The sequence below is a fragment of the Bacillus sp. JJ1532 genome (assembly GCF_036965085.1).
Classification (GTDB): Bacteria; Bacillota; Bacilli; order Bacillales; family Cytobacillaceae; genus Cytobacillus.
On sequence record NZ_JBALOW010000002.1, the window covers coordinates 75,016 to 98,660 of the forward strand.

Annotated in this window: 21 protein-coding genes and 2 pseudogenes; 5 read left to right on the forward strand and 18 right to left on the reverse strand. The window is 37.3% G+C overall.

The annotated features are described in order from the left end of the window. Positions 1-245 precede the first annotated feature (245 nt). The 17 genes and pseudogenes from V7122_RS00730 to V7122_RS00810 form a co-directional block, all read right to left on the reverse strand. On the reverse strand, positions 246-848 hold the full coding sequence (locus V7122_RS00730; protein WP_335525417.1) for an urea carboxylase-associated family protein: 603 nt from the start codon (positions 846-848) through the stop codon (positions 246-248). 16 nt (positions 849-864) lie between these two features. Beyond that, positions 865-1,866, reverse strand: coding sequence for an agmatinase (gene speB, locus V7122_RS00735; protein WP_335525418.1), 1,002 nt, complete (start codon positions 1,864-1,866; stop codon positions 865-867). Between the two features lie 33 nt (positions 1,867-1,899). Next, positions 1,900-2,676: an amino acid ABC transporter ATP-binding protein gene (locus tag V7122_RS00740; RefSeq protein WP_335525419.1), complete on the reverse strand. Its 777-nt coding sequence runs from the start codon at positions 2,674-2,676 to the stop codon at positions 1,900-1,902. Between the two features lie 17 nt (positions 2,677-2,693). Beyond that, the gene (locus V7122_RS00745; protein ID WP_335525420.1) at positions 2,694-3,422 is read right to left on the reverse strand and encodes an amino acid ABC transporter permease; all 729 of its coding nucleotides are present in this window, start codon (positions 3,420-3,422) and stop codon (positions 2,694-2,696) included. A 12-nt stretch (positions 3,423-3,434) separates the two neighbouring features. Further along, positions 3,435-4,091 carry an amino acid ABC transporter permease gene (locus V7122_RS00750; RefSeq protein ID WP_335525422.1) on the reverse strand — a complete coding sequence of 219 codons (657 nt, stop codon included), beginning with the start codon at positions 4,089-4,091 and terminating at the stop codon, positions 3,435-3,437. 19 nt (positions 4,092-4,110) lie between these two features. Beyond that, positions 4,111-4,974 carry a transporter substrate-binding domain-containing protein gene (locus V7122_RS00755; protein WP_335525424.1) on the reverse strand — a complete coding sequence of 288 codons (864 nt, stop codon included), beginning with the start codon at positions 4,972-4,974 and terminating at the stop codon, positions 4,111-4,113. A 14-nt stretch (positions 4,975-4,988) separates the two neighbouring features. Beyond that, entirely contained in the window at positions 4,989-5,810 is an 822-nt protein-coding gene (locus tag V7122_RS00760) for a carbon-nitrogen hydrolase family protein (RefSeq protein ID WP_335525426.1), read from the reverse strand. A 198-nt stretch (positions 5,811-6,008) separates the two neighbouring features. Next, positions 6,009-7,757, reverse strand: a complete 1,749-nt coding sequence (locus V7122_RS00765) for a sigma-54 interaction domain-containing protein (RefSeq protein ID WP_335525428.1) — start codon at positions 7,755-7,757, stop codon at positions 6,009-6,011. A gap of 471 nt (positions 7,758-8,228) precedes the next feature. Beyond that, positions 8,229-9,014: pseudogene (locus V7122_RS00770) on the reverse strand (SDR family oxidoreductase). A gap of 114 nt (positions 9,015-9,128) precedes the next feature. Beyond that, a pseudogene (locus V7122_RS00775) lies at positions 9,129-9,325 on the reverse strand (electron transfer flavoprotein subunit beta); the annotation flags it as partial. Positions 9,326-9,373: 48 nt separating this feature from the next. Next, entirely contained in the window at positions 9,374-10,666 is a 1,293-nt protein-coding gene (locus V7122_RS00780) for an acetyl-CoA hydrolase/transferase family protein (RefSeq protein WP_335525429.1), read from the reverse strand. 50 nt (positions 10,667-10,716) lie between these two features. Continuing rightward, entirely contained in the window at positions 10,717-11,580 is an 864-nt protein-coding gene (locus tag V7122_RS00785; protein ID WP_335525431.1) for a hydroxymethylglutaryl-CoA lyase, read from the reverse strand. Between the two features lie 17 nt (positions 11,581-11,597). Next, positions 11,598-12,773: an acyl-CoA dehydrogenase family protein gene (locus tag V7122_RS00790; protein ID WP_335525433.1), complete on the reverse strand. Its 1,176-nt coding sequence runs from the start codon at positions 12,771-12,773 to the stop codon at positions 11,598-11,600. 58 nt (positions 12,774-12,831) lie between these two features. Further along, on the reverse strand, positions 12,832-13,614 hold the full coding sequence (locus V7122_RS00795; protein ID WP_335525434.1) for an enoyl-CoA hydratase/isomerase family protein: 783 nt from the start codon (positions 13,612-13,614) through the stop codon (positions 12,832-12,834). Positions 13,615-13,661: 47 nt separating this feature from the next. Next, positions 13,662-14,864, reverse strand: a complete 1,203-nt coding sequence (locus tag V7122_RS00800) for a CaiB/BaiF CoA transferase family protein (RefSeq protein WP_335525436.1) — start codon at positions 14,862-14,864, stop codon at positions 13,662-13,664. Between the two features lie 111 nt (positions 14,865-14,975). Further along, a complete protein-coding gene (locus V7122_RS00805; protein WP_335525438.1) occupies positions 14,976-15,842 on the reverse strand; it encodes a 2-oxoacid:ferredoxin oxidoreductase subunit beta in 867 nt (288 codons plus the stop codon). A gap of 2 nt (positions 15,843-15,844) precedes the next feature. Next, positions 15,845-17,614, reverse strand: a complete 1,770-nt coding sequence (locus V7122_RS00810) for a 2-oxoacid:acceptor oxidoreductase subunit alpha (RefSeq protein ID WP_335525439.1) — start codon at positions 17,612-17,614, stop codon at positions 15,845-15,847. Between the two features lie 320 nt (positions 17,615-17,934). Between V7122_RS00810 and V7122_RS00815 the strand changes: the two genes are divergently transcribed. Then, on the forward strand, positions 17,935-18,834 hold the full coding sequence (locus V7122_RS00815) for a LysR family transcriptional regulator (RefSeq protein WP_335525441.1): 900 nt from the start codon (positions 17,935-17,937) through the stop codon (positions 18,832-18,834). Between the two features lie 147 nt (positions 18,835-18,981). Here the strand turns inward: V7122_RS00815 and V7122_RS00820 are convergent, their stop codons facing one another. Then, entirely contained in the window at positions 18,982-19,746 is a 765-nt protein-coding gene (locus V7122_RS00820) for an IclR family transcriptional regulator (protein WP_335525443.1), read from the reverse strand. 185 nt (positions 19,747-19,931) lie between these two features. On the opposite strand from V7122_RS00820, the gene V7122_RS00825 reads away from it, so the two are divergent. From V7122_RS00825 to V7122_RS00840, 4 genes are all read left to right on the forward strand, one after another. Beyond that, positions 19,932-20,711, forward strand: a complete 780-nt coding sequence (locus tag V7122_RS00825; RefSeq protein ID WP_335525445.1) for a LamB/YcsF family protein — start codon at positions 19,932-19,934, stop codon at positions 20,709-20,711. A gap of 3 nt (positions 20,712-20,714) precedes the next feature. Beyond that, positions 20,715-21,455 carry a 5-oxoprolinase subunit PxpB gene (gene pxpB, locus V7122_RS00830; protein ID WP_335525447.1) on the forward strand — a complete coding sequence of 247 codons (741 nt, stop codon included), beginning with the start codon at positions 20,715-20,717 and terminating at the stop codon, positions 21,453-21,455. Next, on the forward strand, positions 21,437-22,402 hold the full coding sequence (locus V7122_RS00835; RefSeq protein ID WP_335525448.1) for a biotin-dependent carboxyltransferase family protein: 966 nt from the start codon (positions 21,437-21,439) through the stop codon (positions 22,400-22,402). Before pxpB ends, V7122_RS00835 begins: the two co-directional genes overlap by 19 nt. Before the next feature lie 65 nt (positions 22,403-22,467). Beyond that, positions 22,468-23,640, forward strand: a complete 1,173-nt coding sequence (locus tag V7122_RS00840) for an LL-diaminopimelate aminotransferase (RefSeq protein ID WP_335525450.1) — start codon at positions 22,468-22,470, stop codon at positions 23,638-23,640. Positions 23,641-23,645: the final 5 nt, after the last annotated feature.

Consider the following 23,645-nt stretch of genomic DNA (forward strand, 5'->3'; position numbering starts at 1 on the left):
TTTTTCTTAAAGTTTAAAAAATATCTCATTGATTAATAGATTTTATTTAAACTTTAAAGTCTCCTTTCAAATGGTTTCCTCAAAGACTCCAATGCATATATCACACAAAGGTGGAGTACCTGAACAATATGAATAAGGATTGTACGAGGTTTCTAAGAATAAATTTCAGACTAGAAAAGGGAAAAGAATCACGATACACCTATACGTGATTCTTTTTTCTATTACAAAAGCCATGTCTACTATTTTCAAATAGAGTTCAAAATCTCCGCTTTAATATCTGTAATACTATATCCATTTGTTGGTACCATATCCTGTGGACAAGCAGAGATTCCAATAATCAAGTCTGATAAGGCTTTAAATACTACATAGTCTCCAGGTTTTGATTCTGGTTCAACTATAGCAGCAAAGGTGCCATCGTGATTTATTGGAGAGTTTTGGAATAAATTAAGCGGGTCTGGTATATATCCATAAACAATCTCGTATTCTTTGAGAGCCTCCGCAAAATTATCCCGGCAATTTTTATGATTTTCAACGTTAAAATCTAATTTATAGCGTTGTGGATCACAACAAGGATAAAGAGTATCATGCACGCCAATAGTATCTTCTACCATTTCTAAAAGGGCATGACGATAATTACTAAACAACTTATCACCCTTCGTAACGAAGAGTCTTCCATTCATTGTACGAGTATGTGCAGTAGATAAGTACTCATCCCTTTTATCTAAACTTATGGCAATGAAGTCAGCGACTTGCTTCCCTTCTACGTCTATAACTTTCAAAAATTCACCTTTTTTTATTATAAAAGAACGACCTGTACCACCTGGTATTAAAAATTCTCTTTTTTCCAATTCATTTCCCTCACCTTCATGCATCTATAGTTTCACTCACCGCTACTTTGCTATTTTGATTCTCCCATTTTTTAGTGATGAATCCCATAAGATCGAGAATGATCCGTGCTGCTGTTTGGCCTGTCATTCCAGTAGGATCATAGGAAGGGGCAACTTCTACGAGATCAAATGCTACTACATCCCCATGATTTGAAATTGCCTCTAACAATTCGTTTACCTCATCGTAATACAAACCACCCGGTGATGGAGTGCCTGTTCCCGGACAAAGTGATGGATCCAAGCCATCTATATCCATTGTTAGGAAGTAGCGACCACCTTTAGGAATTTTACTTAAAACACCTTCAATCCCTATTTTCCTTATTTCTTTTGGACTTAAAATGACACTTCCGTAAGCCCTAGCATCATCAAAATCTCCTTTTTTACTGCTTCCAATTCCACGAATGCCAAGCTGAGCCATTTCATTTATATGATCCATTTCAGCCATGCGTCTCATTGGACTCCCGTGCCCATACCGTTGTCCTGATCGCTCGTCAGCCCAGTCTAGGTGAGCATCTATTTGAATAGCGCATAAAGGTCCTAGTGAATCTAAGGCCTGTGCCACTGGAATTGTTATGGAATGATCTCCACCTAAAACGACTGGAAATGCCCCTTTCGATACGATTTTCCTTATTGCTAGTTCAATATTTTCAAAGCTTTGTTTAAGATCGCCGTGAACAATATCGACATCTCCACAGTCAACAATTTTTAATGGTGGTGCTAAAAACATCGTGTCTCGTTCCGGATCGTAGGAACCTTCCAATCCAAAGCTATAAAGGGTAGACCCTTCCCTAATACTGCGCGGTCCAAAGCGTGTCCCAGAACGCCATTGCGTTCCCATATCATACGGAACTCCAATAATAGCAATATCCGCATCCAGTTCATCAAGATTTGTACAAATCGGATACTTTCCAAAGGAGCAAATACCCGTAAATGGTAAATTCAACTTCTGTTTTACATATTGTTTATTTTGTTCGTACATATTATCTCCTCCTATTAATCACTAAAGTTATTATTAATTTCCTAGTACACTAGTCAAAAACTGACGCAATCTCTCACTTTTTGGACGTGAGAAAATTTCGGCTGGTGGCCCTTCCTCCACTACAACTCCTTGATCCATGAAGATAATCCTATCAGCTACATCACGAGCAAATCCCATTTCATGGGTTACCACAATCATCGTCATCCCTTCGGAGGCTAGATCCTTCATAACTTTTAAAACTTCTCCTACTAACTCGGGATCAAGTGCAGATGTCGGTTCATCAAATAACATGATTTTAGGCTCCATTGCAAGCGCTCTTGCTATCGCAACCCTCTGCTGTTGTCCTCCTGATAAACTAGAAGGGTATGCATCACGCTTTTCGGTTAATCCAACCTTCTTCAATAGTTTTTCGGCAAATTCCACTGCTTGTTTTTTATCCTTTTTGTGAACGAGCAAAGGAGCCTCAATTAAATTATTTATGACGGTTTTATGTGGCCAAAGATTAAATTGTTGAAAGACCATCCCTACTTTAGATCGAATTTGTCGCAAGTTCATTTCATTTTTCCTAGAGGTGAAATTTTGTGGAAAAACATCTTCACCATCTATACATATATTCCCGCCTGTTGGACTCTCTAATAGGTTTAGACAGCGTAACAGTGTACTTTTCCCAGAACCACTAGGTCCAATAATACAAACAACTTCACCGTGTTTAATATTTAAGTCAATACAGGATAATATTTCTTGATGACCAAAGGATTTCTTTAAGCCTTTTACTATAATTGCCTCTGTCTTCGTTAAGATTTCAGACATTTTTCTCCCTTCTTTCATCAGGACAAAGTTTTAATATTCATATCCTGTTTTTTAATAATTAAAATTCCATTAGAGGGGGTTTTTTTAACTCGCATATATTCAGTCGAATATCTCTCCCATCTCTTAAATAGTCCGGATAAGGTGGTGACCAAAGCCCAATATAATAGTGCGACCATCGTATAAACCTCAACGTAATTATATGTTTCGCTAATTGCACGCTGTCCGACAAACGTTAACTCTTGAACAGTAATAACTGAAAGAATTGCCGATTCTTTTACTAGTGTTATGATTTGGGTAGTTAGAGGAGCAATTATGAGTCCTAACATTTGCGGAATCACAATTCTTGCCAAAACAGCCTTCTCTCCTATTCCTAATGCACGAGCTGCCTCCGTTTGTCCTTTAGGAATTGACTGTATCCCAGATCGAAAAATCTCTGCAAAGTAGGCCCCACCGTAAAGACTGAGCCCTAGTATTCCTGCTACCGTTGCACTTAGGTCAATACCAAATACCGGTCCAACATAATATAAAAGAAAAAGCTGAATTAAAAAGGGGGTTCCTCGAAAAAATTCAATATAGACATTAGCTAAACCCGCCACCCATTTAGAAAACCTCATTTTAATCCAGCAAACAACGGCTCCTAACACTAATCCAAGCAGAAGTCCTATGAAGCAAATATATATAGTGGTTAGAAAGCCTTCTAACATGACTACGCCATAACGGGTTACCATCGTTACATCGAAAAACATTACTCAACCTCCCTAGCGATAGATGGCCGTTCTTCTCTCTATAAATCTTGCTCCTTGCGAAATGGCTAGATTCATTAGGAAATATAATAATGCTACAGCAATATAAATTTCTGCCGGACTGTAGCTTGTGCTAACGATCTGCTGTCCAACACGGGTTAGGTCAACTACAGCAATTACAGAAACAAGTGATGAGTTTTTCAATAAAGTAATTAGCTCATTTGTAATAGAAGGGAGGATCTTCACAAACATTTGCGGGATAATAATTCGCAACATTGCTTGCCGTTTTGAGATACCTAAGGCGATGGCTGCTTCGCTTTGTCCCTTTGGAATGGATTCAATACCTGCCCTAATGATTTCAGCTTGGAAGGCAGCTGTATTGAGGGCCATTGCTAATACACCACTTGCAAATGCTGGGATCTCTATACCAAAGCTTGAAAAACTGTAATACACAATAAAAATCTGAATTAAGAAAGGAATCCCTCTCATTAAATTAATAAATATACGTGTAGGAACTTCTAAAAACTTGTTATTACTAAGCAAGAAAATGGCTAGCAATAGTCCACATAATGTGCCAAAGATTATAGCTAATATTGACATCTGGAGAGTAATCATGGCACCCTTTAACAAAATAGGTAAACTATTAATTATTAATTCAAATTTAATATCCATAAGCTCCTCTCCCTACCCTTTATTCTGGCAGGTAGCCGGAATCTGGAATTTCCATCGTAAATCCAAACCATTTCATTTGCATTTCTTCTAATTGTCCATTATCACGCAACTCCAAAATTTTACTATTTAGATATTCAAGTAGTTCCTTGTCGCCTTTTCTAACAGCCCAAGATAACCACATCGGTTCACCAAATGTATCAACCATTTCATAAGTATCTGGATTCTTTTTCAATATCGTTGATAAATTCGCCTTTGTATTAATTACAGCATCAATTCTTCCTGTGGCTAGTTCCTGATAGGCTTCAGGGTACCCTACATATTCTTTAATTTCTTTTACACCCTCCCCTTTGCTTTTCAACTCCTCATTGTACGCCTGTAACCCTTTTAACTGCCCGGATCCTAATTGTGTTCCAACTACTCTTCCTGCTATATCCTCAGGCTTTTGTATGGAAGAATCCCCTTTTCTTTTTAGAACGGCTAAAGTACCATCTGCAATCGGAACGGTCAGGTCATACTTTTCAGCACGTTCAGGCGTAATAGAAACTGAAGTTGCCACAAAATTGAATTTTTTTGCATCAAGCCCTGGGAGAATTCCTTGCCAAGGAAGATCTAGTTGCTCGAGTTCAACATTTAAATCTTTTACAATAACAGCAAGAATATCAGATCCATAGCCTACTATTTTTCCATTCTCTATAAATTCAAATGGTTCAAATGCAGCTTCGGTTCCTACAGTAACCTTCCCATTCTTTTTAATGGCTTCAAGAGTAGAGTTGCCTTTTCCGGCATTGGAACTCGTATTAGAAGAGCTGCATGCACTGATAAACAAAACTAAAATAATCGTTATACATATCATAAAGGCGCTCATTTTACGTGTACTTTTCAATATCTTTCCCTCCCTTAAATTCGGTATGATAAACAATCTGTAAGATGATTTAGAATTTTGATTTGTTCTATGTCTTCAAGATAAGGAATCTCATTTCTTTGTTGGGTTATATAATCTAAATTAACTTCTCCAATAATAATTCCTTCCTCTTCTCCTGCGGTAATAACAACAGAACCATTAGGAGAAATAATTTTTGAATGTGCAGCAAACACAACATTTTTATCCCTTCCCGCACGATTAGCGGCAATAATAAAAATTCCATTTTCCAAAGCTCGTGCACGAGAAGCAATCTCCCAAGCATATAATCTTGGTAACCCAAACGCAGATGGATAAAGTACTAGATCTGCTCCTTTAAGGGCTTGAATTCGGGCTCCTTCAGGAAAACCTATTTCATAACAAATTTGTAGCCCTATTGATCCTAACTTTGTTTGAAATACTGAGTAATCATCCCCTTTTAGAAATCGGTCCTTTTCTCCGTTCCAAAGGTGTATCTTCCTATGATGACCAATTAATCCTTCTGGACCAACAAGAAATGCAGTATCAAATAGCCTTCCATGCTCATTCCCTTTTTCGATAATTGCTCCTGCAATATAAATATCGTTCTCTTGTGATACATTAAGTAAATTACTAATAGTCTCGCCATTTAAAGTTTCAGCTAGTTTTAAATCTAAGTCCTCAACACAGTAACCTGTAGAGAATAGCTCAGGAAGTACAATGAGCTTTGCCCCTTGATCAATTGCTTGTTTAATATAGAGCATGACTTTCTCCATATTTGCAGCTTTATCACCTAATACGCATGACATTTGAACAACTCCAACTTTATAATTAGTTAACAATGATTAAAATCAGCTCCCTGTTTATGACGTTTGTTAATAATACTTGCAAGTACTGTGCCAATTAAGAAAAAGCAAGAGATTGAGGGATCTCTTGCTTTTTCCTAATAAACGTTTATGCAAAATCGCATGTTGATTTTGTTATATTTAAAATATTCCGCAAATTTAGAGCGATTTGTGATATGTTTTTTTGCATACACATTATGCATTTTTGCATTGGACTTTTTTAACAATCCTACTAATAGTTGATTGATTAACTTCTAATACTTTTGCGATTTCACTAATGGTGGAGTATTTTTGAGTAGCTAGTTCCATAATCTTTTTTTCTAATAAGGTCTTTGCTGTTTTAAGTGGCAATAGTTCTCTTACCTCAATAGCATTCTCTGCGCTAACCTTTTCTTTTGGATTCAAAGATAAAGGTAAATCCTCTATTTTTATCAACTGGCCGTCTGATAAAACGATAAGTCTTTCAATTGTATTTTTTAATTCTCGAATGTTTCCATTCCACGGATTAGAAAGTAACCTATGAATAACTTGATTTGAAAATTGTTTATTTAGATGATATCGGGCATTATACACTCCTTGAAAGTAATGTATTAAGGGGACAATATCTTCTTTTCGTTCCCTTAATGGAGGGAGATGCATTGGAATAATATTCAATCGATAATATAGGTCTTCCCGAAAAGTTCCTTTTTCAATTTCCTTAATCAAATCCCTATTTGTTGCTGCAATGATTCTAATGTCAACTTTTATTGCTACCGTACTTCCAACTCGAGTAATTTCTCTTTCTTGAAGAACTCGAAGAAGCTTTACTTGAAAATTCAAAGGAAGCTCTCCTATTTCGTCTAAGAATAAGGTGCCCTGATGAGATGCCTCAATTAGACCTATTTTTCCATCTTTAGAAGCTCCAGTGAATGCTCCTCTTTCATATCCAAACAGTTCAGATTCAATTAATGATTCAGATATGCTGCCACAATTAATTTTTACAAACGGTTTGTCCGACCTGCTGCTATTAAGATGTATAAATTCCGCTAAGCCTTCCTTTCCAACACCTGATTCCCCAGTAATGAGCACAGTAGAGTCTACTTCAGCTACTCTTTTTGCTTGCTCCATTAATCTTTCCATTTGGGGACTTTGGTATATTATTTTTCCCGTAGTATTTGGCGTGACATCATCTAATTGCTTCTTATACCACTTAATTAGGGATCGGGTTTCAGCCAGCTCTTTTTGCAGTCTCTCTATCTCCGTAATATCTCTTGAACCGCTAACAACACGCAAAATACGACCATCCTTGTCTTTTATCGGTACCCCTGTTGCCAGAAGAATTCTTCCATTATTTGTTTTTTGTATAACCGAGACCTTCTCTTTACTTTCAAGAACAAGTCTAGTCACTGAAGGGTTAAATATTCTCTCTTTTTCAAGCTCATAAACAGATTTTCCTATAATGTTTTCAGCCTTGATTCCTAAAATCTTCTCAAGTGCTGAACTAACCTTCAGTGTAATACCATTGCTATCCGCTACAAAAATTTCATCAAATGTGGTTTCAAAAATTGATTTTAGATCTAAGTTTTTTTCTTCAATTTCAATTTGTTGAAGTCTATTTTTTTCCCGCTCCTGGACATAAATAGTAGAAAGTAAAGCTGTTGTCTCCATCCATCCAGAGACTTTACCATTAATCCTAAGAACAGTGACCTCAAAAAATTCACTTTTTTCAATCCATTGGGGCAGTAATTCAACATCTACAATCGAGCATTTCATTAGCTCTAAGGAGGTCATTTGTTTTTGTTCTTTGTTCAATCGAGCAAACTCCACAGTATCCATTGTAGGGATACCAAAAAAGCAGATTTCCGGTAATTTAGAAGATGGTTCTAATTTCTCTTTGAAATTATTAAAAGAATCTAAATCAGGGACCCAAAGGAACTTATCATTTATTTTTTGAAAATCAAACAAATTGTGCCCTCCTCTAGAACTATCTTTAAACTTCCAGTATTATTTTTAAAATTTATTATAACAGATAAGTTGGATTTTTTTTTATATTCATTTTTCTGTTGTCTTCTATTCTCTCAAATTCCCGATTAATCAAGTTAATGTAATCTTAAAAGATCATAATCCGGAGGAGGAATTTGAAGATCTTCTAATTATATTATGGAAGAAAAACATCAAAAGAATAGGATCAAATCCAGAGGAAAAGTATTGAAGAGATAGAGCAAAAATTTTACATACTCTGGCCTTCGTGTATACGAGAAGTTGCCGAAAAGGATTGAAGAAGTTCTTCAATCCTTTGGTACTTAATTTCCATAAAATTAGTTGTTTCATAACAGATTTAGAACCCACTAATAAATGATGCGTTTTCAGATGACAAAATACCATTATATCTGCAATTTCTTCTGCAGTTGCTAAGGTGAACCATCTCCGCACTTCTTAATATTTATAAGATTGGCCGCCATCGATTGGAATAACGGTTGCGTTGATGAAGTTGGCTTGATCAGATAGCAGGAATGCCACCAAGTAACCAACTTCCTCCGGTTGACCGAATCGCTTCATCGGGTTTGGCTCAACAAATTGTTTCCCTACCTCTTCCCAGTTGTCAGGATCCATTTGTTTTAATGAACCTTCGACCATCGGTGTCATGATAGCTCCTGGTGCAATGGCTTTGATGCTGATTCCGTATTGACCGTATTCAATCCCAGAGTTTCTTGTTAATCCGACAACGCCGTGTTTACTAGCTGCATAACCAGACTGGTTTCCTACCCCACGAATACCACCAACAGATGCAGTATTAACGATAGAGCCAAACCCTTGTTCTCTCATGACTTTCAATACATGTTTCAAGCCATAAAACACACCATTTAAGTTGACATTCACTACTTTTTGGAACTCATCGATGCCAAAATCCTCTGTGAGGTTTTGTTTTCCTTCGATCCCTGCGTTGTTGAAGAAACCATCGATTTTCCCAAATTTCTCAACGGTTTCATTTACATAGTTTTCAACTGCTTTTTCATCTGCCACATTCGCAGTGATTAGCAACACCTCTGCGTTTGGCGCAACTTCTAACACTTTACCTTTTGTTTCTTCTAATGAAGCGGCGTTTAAATCAACGAGTGAAAGTTTTCCTCCTTATTTTGCTACTTGTAAAGCTGATGCTTGTCCTAAACCAGATCCTGCACCTGTAATTAATACCTCTTTCCCATCATAACGATTGCTCATTGAAAGTTTTAACACTATTTTGATAATTTTGGGGGCTTCACATTAAGAATTAGGAGCATTTTCTTTCAAGTTAGCTTGATCATAACCCATAGCAAGAGCTGTCCGTAGTTCTTATTCTGCCTCTTCATTACCAATTGTGATGACTGTTACATTTCCTCCATGATTTTCTTTTAATATAATCGCTTCTTCAACGGCATATCCATCATACGGGTTTATGATAAATTCTGCCCCACCTTTATCAACCAATCCATTATTTACATTTATTTTCTCTTCTGTATCAAACGTTCATTTAAAAGGACATAAATATTTATTCATAACTCTCCTCGTTTATGATTTAAACTCAAAATCTATACATTGTTCTACACACCGAGACTATTTTTCTCAAATCCATATGAAAGTTCTTCTCGAAAGTCTGGGTGTGCAATACGAAGCAATTCTTTAGATCGTTCTTTAAGTGATTTACCGAATAATGAAGCTACGCCATATTCGGTCACAACATAATCAATTTCTGATTTTATAGAAGTGACATATGGAACCGAGACCTTTATACGAGAATATTTTCCTTTTTTTGCTGTTGAAGGGAGTGCGATAATTGCTTTCCCCCCTGCTGAAAGACGAGATCCTTTAATAAAGTCCATTTGTCCCCCCACCCCAGCAACAGGGTAGGGCCCTACCTGCTCAGCGTTTATCTGACCATATAAATCGACTTCCAATGCAGAATTGATAGAATGGAATTTTTCAAGTTGGGCTAGAACGGATGGATTATGTGTATAATCCGTTGGGTATAATTCTATAGATGGATTTTGATGGGCGAATTGATACAACTTTTCCGTTCCTGTTAGTGTCGTACAAACTGTTTTATACTTATTAATTGCTTTTTTTTCATTTGTTACTACACCTAGTTTCATTAATTCCATAATCGGATCTGTAATTGAACCTGAATGAACACCTAATCCCTTTTTTATGCGAAGGGATCGCAAAATACTATCGGAAACACTACCGATACCGACTTGAATAGTCGAATAGTTCGGTATGAGCTCAGCTACAAATTCTCCAATAGCTTTTTCAACATCTGTTGATTTACTGCTCGGTATTGAAAGTAACGGACGTGATGATGGAACAAAGCGATCAATATTTAACACATGAACAAATGTGTTTCCAAAAGTTATTGGCAGCTGACTATTAACTTCTGCAATGACATATTTAGCGTTCTTGATTAATGCCTGTACGACATCTACTGACAATCCTAGATTGCAATATCCATTTTCGTTAGGTGGGGATATTTGAATTAGTGCAACATCGATTGGATTCTCTTCAATCCATCTTGGAATTTCAGAAAGATTAACCGGTATATAGTCGCTTCTGCCTTGAGAAAAACTACTTTTTAATAATGGCGAAGCTAAAAATGTACGAACATTAAATGATGCAGATGAATCCTCATCTGCATAGTGACACTTACTGCCAACTACTATGTTATAAAGAGTTACATCCTGTAAACGACTCTTTTGATGTACTATTTCTTCAACAAGTGTTTGTGGTTCATTACAAAAAGGGGCCAAAAATACCTTTTGAAATGACTGTATAGATAAAATCGATTCACCTGCACTACTTAGTCGGTTTTGATAATGACTTTTCCAGTCATTGTTATACATCCATAGCCCCCTCCTTCGCAAAAAAGTCTTTCGTTATAAAAATTTCTGGATCAATTTAAACGGCTCGAAAGGCTTTTAGCAAAATGGCCGATTTTTTCAATTTTCTCATATTCAATCCCTGTGTCGCACCCCATACGAGACAGCATGTCGACTAATTCCTCAGTTGCTACATTTCCCGTTGCACCAGGTGAATATGGACAGCCTCCAAGCCCCCCAACTGAGCTATCAAATTTCGTTATGCCTGCTTGCATGGCAGCAATTGTATTCGCTAAGGCCATCTTTCTCGTATCATGGAAATGCCCCACAAATGTAGCATCAGGATAAATATCTTTTAATTTTGAAAAGCGATTATAAACAAGATTCGGATCAGCTTGGCCATTTGTATCACCGACATCAATTTCATCGGCACCTAATTGAATAAAGCGATCGCAAACATTTTGGACTTCTTCAAATGAAACTCGGCCTTGAAATGGGCAATGGAACGCCATTGAAATATAGGCTCGAATAAACATTCCATGTTCTTTCGCCTTCGCAAACAATGGCTCACATTCAGCTAACGATTCTGCAGTAGTTTTATTAATATTTTTTTTATTAAAAGCAGAGCTGGCACCAATAAAAACAGCTACTTGAGGAACACATGCTGCAATTGCTCTTTCCAAAGCTTTTAGATTCGGGGTTAAAGCAATATATGTAATCCCAATTTCATTACAAAAGTGAGCAATTTCTTCAGAATCAGACATTTGCGGAACCCACTTAGGATGGACAAAGGCTGTTGTTTCCATACGAGAAAATCCTAATTTAGCTAGCCGTGTAATAAGTTCTTTCTTTTTTTCTGTAGAAATCGCGATTAGCTCATTTTGTAACCCATCACGCGGTCCGACTTCTATCACTTCAACTTCCTTTGGAATAATCAATAGACCAGCCTCCTGAATTAGTAAGATCTTGGTAACCCAAGTACATGTTCAGAGACAAAAGATAGAATTAAATTGGTTGAAATAGGAGCTACCTGATATAAACGAGTTTCTTTGAATTTACGCTCAACATCATACTCTTCAGCAAACCCGTAACCGCCGTGAGTTTGAAGGGCAGTATTCGCAGCTTCCCATGACGCATCAGCAGCCAGTAACTTTGACATATTTGCCTCTGCCCCACACTTTTCACCTGAATCAAACATTGCTGCTGCTTTGAAACGCATAAGATCTGCTGCTTCAACATTCACATGAGCACGAGCAATCGGAAATTGAATTCCTTGGTTTTGCCCGATTGGACGGTTAAAAACAACCCTCTCTTTTGCATAATTTGTTGCACGTTCAATGAACCATCGCCCATCTCCAATACATTCGGCAGCTATCAAAATACGCTCAGCATTCATACCGTCTAATATATATTTAAAGCCTTTTCCTTCTTCACCAATAAGATTTTCAACTGGAACCTCTAGTTCTTCAATAAATAACTCCGTTGTCGCATGGTTCATCATCGTACGAATAGGTTTGATCGTTAAACCATTTCCAACCGCTTGATTTAAATCAACTAGTAATACTGAAAGCCCTTCCGTTTTCTTTTCTACTTTTTCTAATGGTGTTGTACGAACTAGTAAAAGCATTAAATCTGAATACTCTGCACGTGAAATAAATACCTTTTGGCCATTAACGATATATTTATCTCCTCTGCGCTCTGCAAAAGTTTTCAGTTTCGTTGTATCTGTCCCAGTATTTGGTTCGGTGACGCCAAATGCCTGTAGCCTTAAAGACCCATCTGCAATTTTCGGCAAATAATTCGATTTTTGTTCTGGGCTGCCATGACGAAGAAGAGTACCCATTGTATACATTTGAGCGTGACAAGCTCCTGCATTTCCACCAGAGCGGTTAATTTCTTCCAAAATAATAGAAGCTTCTGTAATTCCTAGTCCTGATCCACCATATTCTTCTGGGATAAGGGCAGCTAGAAAGCCATTTCTCGTAATTTCATTGACAAATTCTTCAGGATAGGCCATTTCTTGATCCAGTTTTCTCCAATACTCATCTGGGTATTTTCGGCAAACAGCTCTTACACTTTGCCTTAATTCTTCGTGAAATGTATCTCTTTCGTTTAAAGTAGCATGACTCATATTTATTCCTCCAGTCGATTCGTTAATTTTATTATCCTATTTTTCAACACTATCAAAACTATTTTCCCACAAACTGAGGAGCTCGCTTTTCTGCAAATGCACGGACACCTTCGAACCGATCTTCCGTGTCTACACAACGATTATAGTAATCAATTTCTTTTATTCTAGCTTCCTTATCAGTCATACTGAATAGCTCTTCTACCGATGCTTTACAGCTTTGAACCGCTATAGGGGCATTCCTAGCAATTGTTTCTGCTAACTCTAATGCTTGATTATATAAATCATCAGATTCAGTAAGTCGATTCAGAAAACCTGCTTTATCTGCTTCTTCTCCTGTAATGAATCTTCCCGTACAAAGCCACTCTTTAGCCCGATGGATCCCAATTCGTTTTGAAAGGAGCCGAGTCCCCCCACACCCTGGCATTATTCCACGAGTGACTTCTGGCAGCCCAAATGTTGCTGACCTGGCTGCGATAATCATGTCACAATTTAATGCCATTTCAAATCCACCTGCCAGTGCATAACCATCAATAACAGCTATTACTGGCTGTTTCATATCTGCTATACTATTAAACATTTTCTCAAACAGTTCATGCTGATTCTTCCACTCTGATTCTGTCATGTTATTTCTCTCTTTCAAGTCGGCACCTGAACAATAGGATTTCTGATTACTTGAAGTAAGTAATACAACGCGAACATCACTTTTGTCTATATTTTTACAAATTTCAAGTATTTCTTCAGCCATTTTTGAATTAAAAGCATTTCTTGCTTCTGGGCGATCTAAAGTAATTTCTGCAATATTTTTTTTCGTCCCGACTCGTTTCCAATTAACGTATGCCACAATGCACACTCCTTATTTTTTCTAGCAAACTTAAAACATACTCATCCTTATTCTTTAACTACATGAATGCTCTTCCCTATCACACCTTTTTCTCTAAGCTGTTCGATTGATTCACTTGAATAATTTAATTTTGAAAGGACTTCTTCAGTATGTTCTCCGAGCATCGGCGCATGAGAGTGTATTTTTCCAGGTGTTTGTGAGAATTTAATCGGGAAGCCAAGTTGCTTAATGGTACCGGCTACTGGATGATTCATCTCCATAATCATTTCTCTTTCAAGAAGCTGCTGATCCGAGAAAACTTCATCTAAATCATATACAGGTCCCACGCATGTATCTTCTTTTTGTAAAAGTTCCAACCAATCTCTTTGATTCCTACTTTTGAATAATTCAGTCATTTCAGCACGTAAGTATACTTGAACTTCTTCGGGTTCATCCTTAAGCGGAATCCATTCAGGTTTGCATATGAGTTCACATAGACGCTTCCAAAATTTATCTTCTAAAGCTCCTACAGATAGATATTTGCCATCTTTCGTTTCATACACATCGTAGCAAGCAAACTTTCCAGAAAGTCTTGTTTTCCCTCTTTCTGGAACTGTGCCCGAAGCGAAAAATTCGGATGCTGAAGCATACAACCATGAAACAGCACCATCCATCATGGATACATCAATATGTTGACCTTTCCCTGTACGTTCTTTATGAAATAGTGCCATACAAATTCCGGATAAGGCCATTAATGCCCCTCCTCCGATATCTGCGATTTGGACGCCGGGAACAACAGGTTTTCCATCTTTTTGTCCGATCAAACCTAAGACTCCGCTATAGCCTATATAGTTCATATCATGACCAGGAAGATGTCGATAAGGTCCAGTCTGGCCATAGCCTGTTAAGGAACAATAAATAATACCTTCATTTATCTTTGCAATTTCATCATAGGAAATCCCTAAACGCTCCATGACCCCTGGACGGAAACTTTCTAAAATGACATCAGCATCCTCTGCCATTTTTTTGAAAATCTCTCTCCCTTCTTCTGTCTTCAAATTCAGTTCGACACTTTTCTTATTTCTATTAATTGTCAGATGCCTTGCTCCAATCCCTTCAATGGCTGGATTTCCCCAACGTATATAGTCACCAAATCCTGGTTCTTCAACCTTGACCACTTCTGCACCATAATCAGCTAACATTAATGAACAGTAAGGTCCGGGCAACAATCTTGATAAGTCAAGTACTTTAATGCCACTAAGTGCTTCCAACAATTTCTCCCCCTATCGTGAAAAATAACCTTCTATATTAAGAGACACTTTATTTCAAAAAAGATATTTGCATTTTAACAATCTGTGATTCTCAAAATAAGAAAAGGAACACTACATATACTTTTGCATCAAACTTTGAATTTGATTGTCAGTTAATGAAAGATCTTGCTTTATTAAACTCTCTTTTCCTGAGTTTCCTGGTAAAGATTCTACATATTCCTTCCGTTCCTTTTGGTAAATAACACCCGTAACAAAACCACCAGTTTGCTCTACTTTTTCGAATGCTTTGATTCGGTTAGATGAATCATAATTTTCTTCTTTATCAACATTCTGCAAATTTTGTTTAAACCAATCATAAGTAAAAACTTTATTAAACGTCACGCAAGGACTGAAAATATTAATGAAGGCAAATCCCTTATGCCGTATCCCTTGTTCAATTAATGAAGTAATATGTTTGATATCTCCTGAAAATCCTTGAGCGATAAAACTGGCATTTGAAGCTAGAGCTACTTGAATCGGAGATACTGGGATTTCTGGATTTCCATCTGGGCTTGATTTAGTTATAAACCCACTAGGGCTTGTTGGAGACATCTGACCTTTGGTTAACCCATATATTTGGTTATCCATAACAACATACGTAATGTCAATATTCCGTCTGGCAGCATGGACAAAATGGTTACCTCCAATCCCAAAACCATCTCCATCTCCCCCTGCACAAACCACTGTCAGGTCTCTGTTGGCTAATTTTACACCTTGAGCCACGGCTATGGCACGTCCATGCATCGAGTGCATGCCATACACATTAAGATAGCCTGAAATCCTTCCGGAACAACCAATTCCAGATTGAAGAACGAAATTTTCAGGTTCGATTTTTAAATTTACAGCAGCTTTTTGGATAGCAGCTAAAACCGAAAAATCACCACATCCTGGGCACCAGTTTGGTTTTATATCCACACGATAATCTTTTAATGTGACCATTTTTATATATCAACTCCTACTGAAGTTAAATTCGGGACTTCCAAATTCTTATAAAACGAAATAATATCTGAACTGGAAAAAGGAACACCATTATATTTTAAGCAACTGTATAGTTTTGAATTGACATCAGCATGCTGTTTGATAATGTTTGCCAACTGTCCAGTTGAGTTTTGCTCAATTACAATAATGACCGATGATTGATCTAAATATCGGGATAATTCAGTAATCGGTAATGGATGTACCATACGAATATGGGCATGCCCCACTTTAACCCTCAATTTTTCAATCTGCTTTCTAGCATCACGAATAGCGCCATATGTGGAACCAAAACCAACTAATAATATGTCTGTTTTTTCTTCTCCTTCATATTTAATGGCATCGTCTTGCGGTACATTTTGTAATCTTTTCATCCTTTTATTTACTTGAGCTATCCTATTATCAGGATTTTCACTCGGATGTCCGGTTGGGCCATGTTCAATACCTGTTACGTGATGCATTCCCTTCTTTTGACCAGGAATACTTCTAGGGGTAATACCATCCTCAGTTGGAGCAAATCGCTTGTATATTGGTTCCTCACTTCCAAAAAGTTCTTCATTGCTAATCAACTTTCCACGATTTATTTCAATTTGACTGAAATCGGGGATATCAAAGGATTGCTTTGAAGTTGCAATCATTAAATCAGAAGCGATAAAAACTGGACATTGAAACCTTTCGGCTAGATTAAAAGCTTTGGGCATAACCAAAAGCGCCTCTTCCACTGAACTAGGTGCCAAGACAATTCGCGGTGACTCGCCATGCGATCCACCGATCATTGCATTTAAATCACTTTGCTCAATCTTAGTAGCCATACCGCTACTTGGGCCACCGCGCTGGCAGTCAACAATTACAATCGGAATCTCAGTCGCTCCAGCCAAACCGATCGCTTCTTGCATCAAAGAAAGACCTGGTCCTGCGGTAGCCGTCATCGCACGGGTTCCGGCATAACCTGCGCCGATGATCATAGCAGCAGATGCTAGTTCATCTTCAGCCTGCACTACTACTCCGCCGTATTTTGGGATTAACCTCATTAAATTTTCTAGTACCTCGGATGCAGGAGTAATGGGGTAACCTGCCATAAAACGGCACCCGCCCAAAATCGCCCCAAGCGCAATTGCATCATTACCTGAGAGGAAGATACGCTGCCCCGGTATTGCCTGTTCAAGCGAAAATCTTACATCCATCAATTCCAGCAAATATTGATAGCCTTTTCTAACAGCATGAACATTTTTTTCTACAACTGAATCCCCTTTTTTCTTGAACTGTTCAGAGATAGCCTGTTCAAAAACTTCAAGGGGTTGATTCAACAGGGCACAAGCAGCACCAACTGCAACAATGTTTTTCATCAACGTACTGCCAATCTCCGTTGCCAATTCACTAAAAGGAAATTCAAAAGCATGGATCCCTTGACGGAGTTCGATTTCATTCAAATTAACGGTTTTAGGATCTACAAGTATAATTCCGTTTTCTACTAGTGAATCTTGATGAAGTTGAATTGTTTCTTTGTCAAAAGCAAAAATTATATGAGATTGTTCAGAGGTGTTATAGACATATTCTTTGCTGATGCGTAAATTGAAGTCAGTGTGTCCACCCTTAATACGAGATGAAAAGGTTCTCGAACCGAACGTATAATAACCGACACGTCCCATCGCTTTTGCTAAAATTTCACCGACACTTTCAATTCCTTCTCCTTGTTGACCTCCAATAATGCACGATAGCTCAGTTTGTTGTTTCACTTTCCACCCTCCAAGTATTTGTACTTTTTTTATTACAACGAAATAGTCACCCACGAACCTAGAATAAGAAATGAGTTCATTTTGTCCTTATTAGATCTTAGATTTTCTTCTTAATTAAATAATATAAATTTTCATATTATTTGTAAAATGGAACTATTAGCATCTTAATATCGAAAAATTAGATATTAATTTTAGTAAGCATTTAAGCTAAGTTTTAATGATTCTTTAAATATAATTAACTAATTCTTGATGAATAAATTGTAATATTTAATATTTTTCGTTATAATATCCAAAAAATAGATATAGGAGGTGGTGATATAGTGGATTCAATTGGAATTGAATCGTTTTTAGCCGTTGTACGCCATGGAAGCCTAACAGATGCTGCCAATTCTCTTTTTATATCGCAATCCACCCTCAGTCATCGACTTCTTCAACTCGAAAAGTCAATTGGCATAAGCTTAATTGATCGTGGAAGAGGAATAAGGTCATTATCCTTAACAGCCGATGGAGAGGAATTTTTAAAGATTGCTAGAAAATGGGAAGATCTCATTCAAGAAACGAAACTTTTAGGTGAAAGCACAAAAAAACAAAAACTAACGATCGGTGCTGTAGATAGTATTCATACTTATATCATGCCACCCGTTTACTACGCGTTACATCAGCATTCGGATAGTATAGAATTAAGGCTTAGAACTCATCAGGGAGTAGAACTTTATTCCCTTTTAGAACAAGGTAAGATTGACATTGCCTTTGCTCTTTTTGAAAAACCAATGCCTGACATGATTATAAAAAAGTTTTTTTCCGAACCTATGGTAGTTGTTAGAAAAAAACAGTCATCCCTCGCCCTTAATAACACCATTGACTTTCAATCATTAAATATGTCCGATCAACTATACATAGATTGGAGTCCATCGTTTAGAGCTTGGTTTGACCGGACTAGAGAAGAAAAGGAATTTTCAGGTATTCGTGTTGATTCAGCTGGCCATCTACTCACTTTATTAGAGATTCCTGGAAAATGGGCAATTGTTCCTTTATCTATAGCTAATCACTTTGTAACGGTGGGGAATTTTTCAATATATTATTTAGAAGACCCACCACCTGAACGAGTCTGTTATCATATAAGACCACGATACCCTAGAGCAAGAGCATCAGAGAGCCTCCAGATACTAGACTCATATTTAAGCTTGATAAATGATCCGCTTTCAGCTTTATTAAAGTAAAACGCAAATAAAACAGCACATCAACTTGTGCTGTTTTTAAACGATTATTGGTATAGTGAAGGGTTATTTAAAAAGTAAAACATTGTTTAGACTGCAAAATAAGCCTCATAAAACCTTTTTTGCTAACCAAAGCCGTCATTGAGTAAATTAAGCTTTTTCCGAATGACCGAGCTGAAGTGAAATACTCCTAGCCGTTTCTTTTGTTTTTTTGCTGATCTCTTCAATTCTATTCTGCATTCTTGTATTAGGACCGCTTACAGTTAATGCGGCTACCACATTTTGAGTATAGTTTAATATTGGGTAGGAAATGCCAATTGTTTCATGATCTTGCTCACTAAAACTAATGGAATATCCATTTGTTTTAATTTTGTCAATTTCTTTATAGAGAGTTTCTTTATTATCTATTGTATATGGAGTCAGCTTATTAAATTTCATTTTTTCTATTAGAGCTTGCTGCTGAGTTTCTGGCATGTAGGCAAGTAATAATTTTGGACCTGAGCCAATATATAAATCAGAACGTTTCCCCACTCTCGTATAGAGCCTGACTGCATGGCTGCTTTCAATTTTTTCAATGAATACAGCTTTATCTCCATCTAATATAACAAGATGTACAGCTTCGTTTATATCTGCACAAATCTTTCTCATCAGTGGTAAAGCAATTGTGCGTAACTCCAATTGCTCCGAAACTAAATTCCCTAATTCAAGTAATTTTAGTCCTAAACGGTAACGAACATCTTGATGAGTATTCTTCGTTTTTGTCAAAAAACCCGTGACTTCTAAAGAAGTTAGAAGTCTAAATACTGTAGGCTTAGATAATTTAGATTTTTTTGTTATTTCATTAAGAGTTAATTCGTTATTTTCTTCCAAAAAAAAATCTAGTAATCCAAGTGCTTTGACTACACTTTCATTCATGAATACACCCCCAATGTTTTCCATTTTAATTAATTTAAACATAGAAAGTTGATTATTTCAATAATTGAAATAAGATTTCATTTTTTTTCGAATTAGGTATTTGAATATTCAGTTATATTGTGTAATAATTATAATTGAAATATTCGAAATAATGTTTCAATTATTGAAACAAGGAGGACAGCACTATGAAACGTATAGATTTAAATTGTGATATGGGGGAAAGTTTTGGTGTCTATAAGCTTGGAATGGATGAGGAAGTAATCAAATTAATTACGTCTGCAAACATCGCTTGTGGATTTCATGCGGGTGATCCAAATGTAATGGATCACACAATCAAAATGGCCAAGGATAATAATGTCGGAATTGGAGTGCATATGGGCTTTCCGGATTTGCTTGGTTTCGGAAGAAGAAATATGGATGTATCATACCAAGATTTAGTTAACTACAATATTTATCAGATTGGGGCATTAGAAGCATTTTGCCGTAAACACGATGTAAAAATTCAACACATTAAACCACATGGAAATATGAATAATATGGCTGATACTGATCGAGTAATCGCAGAAGCAATAGTTGATTCTGTCCGAATGGCCCTTCCAGAAACCCCTATTTTTGTAAAGCCTGGTAGTGAGTTGCAAAAAGTATCAGAAGAGAGAAATGTTCCATTCATTTTGGAAATATTTGCGGATCGTGCGTATAACAAAGACGGTACGCTTGTATCTCGAAAAATCCCTGGAGCTGTAATTAATGATCCAAAGACAGCAGCGGAAAATGTTGTACGAATGGTTGTTGATGGAAAGGTAAAAACAATAGATGGCGAACTTATTGACATGTCAGGTGAAAGTATTTGCGTACATGGGGACACACAAGGCTCACTTGAGATTATTCGGTACTTGAGGAGTGAATTGGAGAACGCAGGTGTGCAAATCATTCCAATAAGTCAAAAGCTTGAAGAGGCGAGATAAATTTTGGGTATAGACACTCTTAACAAATCCCTATCCTATGTACCGATGGGAGAAAAAACTATCATTATTAAATTTGAAGATATATTGTCAACAGAAGTAAATAAACGCGTTCGCTCTTTGTCCCAAATAATAACTGAAAAAAATATAGAGGGAATTGAAAGATTAATTCCAGCTTTTAATAGTTTAGCTGTTTGCTATAATCCTAGAATAATTAAATTTAACAATTTGGTTGAGGAGTTAAAAGGATTAGATGATTGTATTGATATTGAAAGAGATATTTCCAGCAAAAAGATATTTATTCCGGTAGTCTTTGGCGGAAAGCATGGGCCAGATTTAGAGGAAGTGGCGAAGAGAACCAATTTAGGTCTAAAAGATGTAATAGGAATGTTAGAATCAAAGCCATATCTTGTTTACATGGTTGGTTTTATAGCTGGATTCCCCTACTGCGGGGATTTAGATGAGCGTCTTATATTACCGCGTCGCTCTAATCCTAGAATAAAAATCCCAAAAGGAAGTATTGCCATTGCAAATGAACAACTAGGGCTTTACACCATATCTTCTCCCGGAGGCTGGCATATTGTTGGTTGGTCTCCAATGGAAACATTTAACCCTTATCATGAGCCCCCGAGTATCATTAACGCGGGAGACTATGTTCAACTTGTACAAATTAGTCCAGAAAAAGCAGAATCATGGGACGAACAAAGACAAAGAGAGTGGGATCAGAAATGGAATTCGCAAAGATAGAAAAGGCGGGATTGCTGACGACTGTTCAAGATCTCGGCCGTCATTCTTTTCAGACATTTGGTGTTTCGCCATGTGGGGGGATGGATACTCTAGCTTTGCGTCTTGCAAATATTTTAGTAGGGAATAACGAAGGAGATGCAGTTCTAGAAGTCACTATTATAGGACCCAATATAACATTTATTCGAGAAGGAGTCATTGCAATTACGGGTGGAGGCTTTTCGGTTTACCTTAATGGAAAGCCAGTTCCTATGTGGAAGTCTTTAGCTGTAAACGAAGGAGATGAACTGAGTTTTGGCAACAGCAAATACGGTTGCAGGGCGTATATTGCATTTGCTGGCGGCATAGATGTTCCCAAGGTTATGGGCAGCCGATCTACCTTTATACGAGGAAACTATGGCGGTTTTGAAGGAAGAGGATTAAAGAATGGGGATATTGTTCGGATTAAACAATCTCGCTTTGATAATAGGCGCATATCTGGAAGGAAATTAAAGTCGAACGATATTCCGGATTATCAAACACCACGACCGATGCGAATCGTTCTCGGTCCTCATGATATTAAGTTTACAAAAGAGGCAATTCTGACCCTTGTTTCTAATCCCTATAAGATTACTAATAACTCGGATCGAATGGGATACAGGTTAGAAGGAAAGCCATTACAGCATGTTAATAAAGCTGATATTATCTCGGAGTTTATTACACCAGGTGTCATACAAGTACCGGCAAATGGCCAACCGATTGTACATATGGCAGATGCCGGCACTTCCGGAGGATATACAGTTGTAGGTGTCATCATTAGTGTCGACCTCCCATACATGGCACAAAAAAAGCCTGGTGATCAGATTGACTTTGAAATAATTGGGATTGAAGAGGCCCATCAATTGTTTTGTAAACAAGAACAATTAATCTTCGAATTACAACTGGCTAACATGGCAATTCCAACTAGGTAGCGTCATATTCACATAATGAACTTTTGAAAACATTTATCAAAGCGATAAAAAGAAGGGTGAATCGTATGTATACAAAATCCCAGCGTGTGGCAAATATTCCACCATATTTATTTGGTGAGATTAATAGAAAAAAACAGGAATTAATAGAGCAAGGAGTCGATGTGATTGATCTTGGCATCGGCTGTCCTGATCTACCTACTCCAGAGCACATTGTTAATCGCCTGCTAGAAGAAATGAAGGACCCAAATAACTTTAAATATCCAGGATATAGTGGTTGTCAGGAATTCCGGGAAGCTGTAGCACGATTTTACAAAAAACAGTTCAATGTAGATTTGGATCCTGAAACTGAAATTCTTACACTGATTGGATCTAAAGAAGGTATTGCTCATTTTATTACTGCATCCATTGATCCCGGTGAAATTGTCCTACTTCCAGACCCCGGATATCCTACTTATCGGACAGCAACTTACCTAGCAAATGGTATACCTTACAGTATGCCATTACGCAGGGAAAATAAATACTTGCCTGACTTCTCAATCATTCCTGAACACATAAAAGAAAAAGCAAAAATTATGTTTTTAAACTATCCAAGCAATCCGACAGCCGCTGTAGCAGATCACGCATTTTTCCAAGGAGCCATCAATTTTGCACGTCAAAATCAAATTACAATTGCCCATGATGCTGCCTATCAAATGGTTACATTTGATAGATATGAGTCACCAAGTATTTTACAGGCAGATGGGGCAAAGGAAGTCGCTGTCGAATTTGGCTCTCTTTCCAAAACGTATTCCATGACAGGATGGAGAATCGGATATGCAGTTGGGAATAAGGAAGCCCTAAAATCTTTATTAACTGTAAAAAGCAATGTAGATACAAGCCAATTTATCCCCATTCAAAAAGCTGCAGCTACAGCCTTAACTAATGATCAGCTTTGCGTTGAGGAATACAATGAAATTTATAAACAGCGAAGAGACGGGATGTTGAAAGCGCTTCAAGAAATGGGCATTAAAGCGGATTGCCCAAAAGGAAGCTTTTTTATTTGGGCCGCTGTACCAAAAGGATTTTCATCAAGTGAATTTGTTAATAACGTTCTAGAAAAGACAGGTGTAATTGTAACACCCGGTACAGCATTCGGGGAATACGGAGAAGGATATTTTAGAATTTCATTATCAGTGCCAACTGAACGTCTGCGAGAAGCAATCGATCGAATTAAGTCAAAGCTCGCACTTTCAGTTTAATAGGC

Bases quoted from the DNA above. Each gene is read 5' to 3' on its own strand.
- V7122_RS00780 (WP_335525429.1), bottom strand. From the start codon at position 10,666: ATGTATAACAATGACTGGAAAAGTCATTATCAAAACCGACTAAGTAGT.
- V7122_RS00840 (WP_335525450.1), top strand. From the start codon at position 22,468: ATGTATACAAAATCCCAGCGTGTGGCAAATATTCCACCATATTTATTT.
- V7122_RS00740 (WP_335525419.1), bottom strand. From the start codon at position 2,676: ATGTCTGAAATCTTAACGAAGACAGAGGCAATTATAGTAAAAGGCTTA.
- V7122_RS00825 (WP_335525445.1), top strand. From the start codon at position 19,932: ATGAAACGTATAGATTTAAATTGTGATATGGGGGAAAGTTTTGGTGTC.
- V7122_RS00790 (WP_335525433.1), bottom strand. From the start codon at position 12,773: ATGAGTCATGCTACTTTAAACGAAAGAGATACATTTCACGAAGAATTA.
- V7122_RS00745 (WP_335525420.1), bottom strand. From the start codon at position 3,422: ATGTTTTTCGATGTAACGATGGTAACCCGTTATGGCGTAGTCATGTTA.
- V7122_RS00750 (WP_335525422.1), bottom strand. From the start codon at position 4,091: ATGGATATTAAATTTGAATTAATAATTAATAGTTTACCTATTTTGTTA.
- speB (WP_335525418.1), bottom strand. From the start codon at position 1,866: ATGTACGAACAAAATAAACAATATGTAAAACAGAAGTTGAATTTACCA.
- V7122_RS00820 (WP_335525443.1), bottom strand. From the start codon at position 19,746: ATGAATGAAAGTGTAGTCAAAGCACTTGGATTACTAGATTTTTTTTTG.
- V7122_RS00835 (WP_335525448.1), top strand. From the start codon at position 21,437: ATGGAATTCGCAAAGATAGAAAAGGCGGGATTGCTGACGACTGTTCAA.
- V7122_RS00805 (WP_335525438.1), bottom strand. From the start codon at position 15,842: ATGGTCACATTAAAAGATTATCGTGTGGATATAAAACCAAACTGGTGC.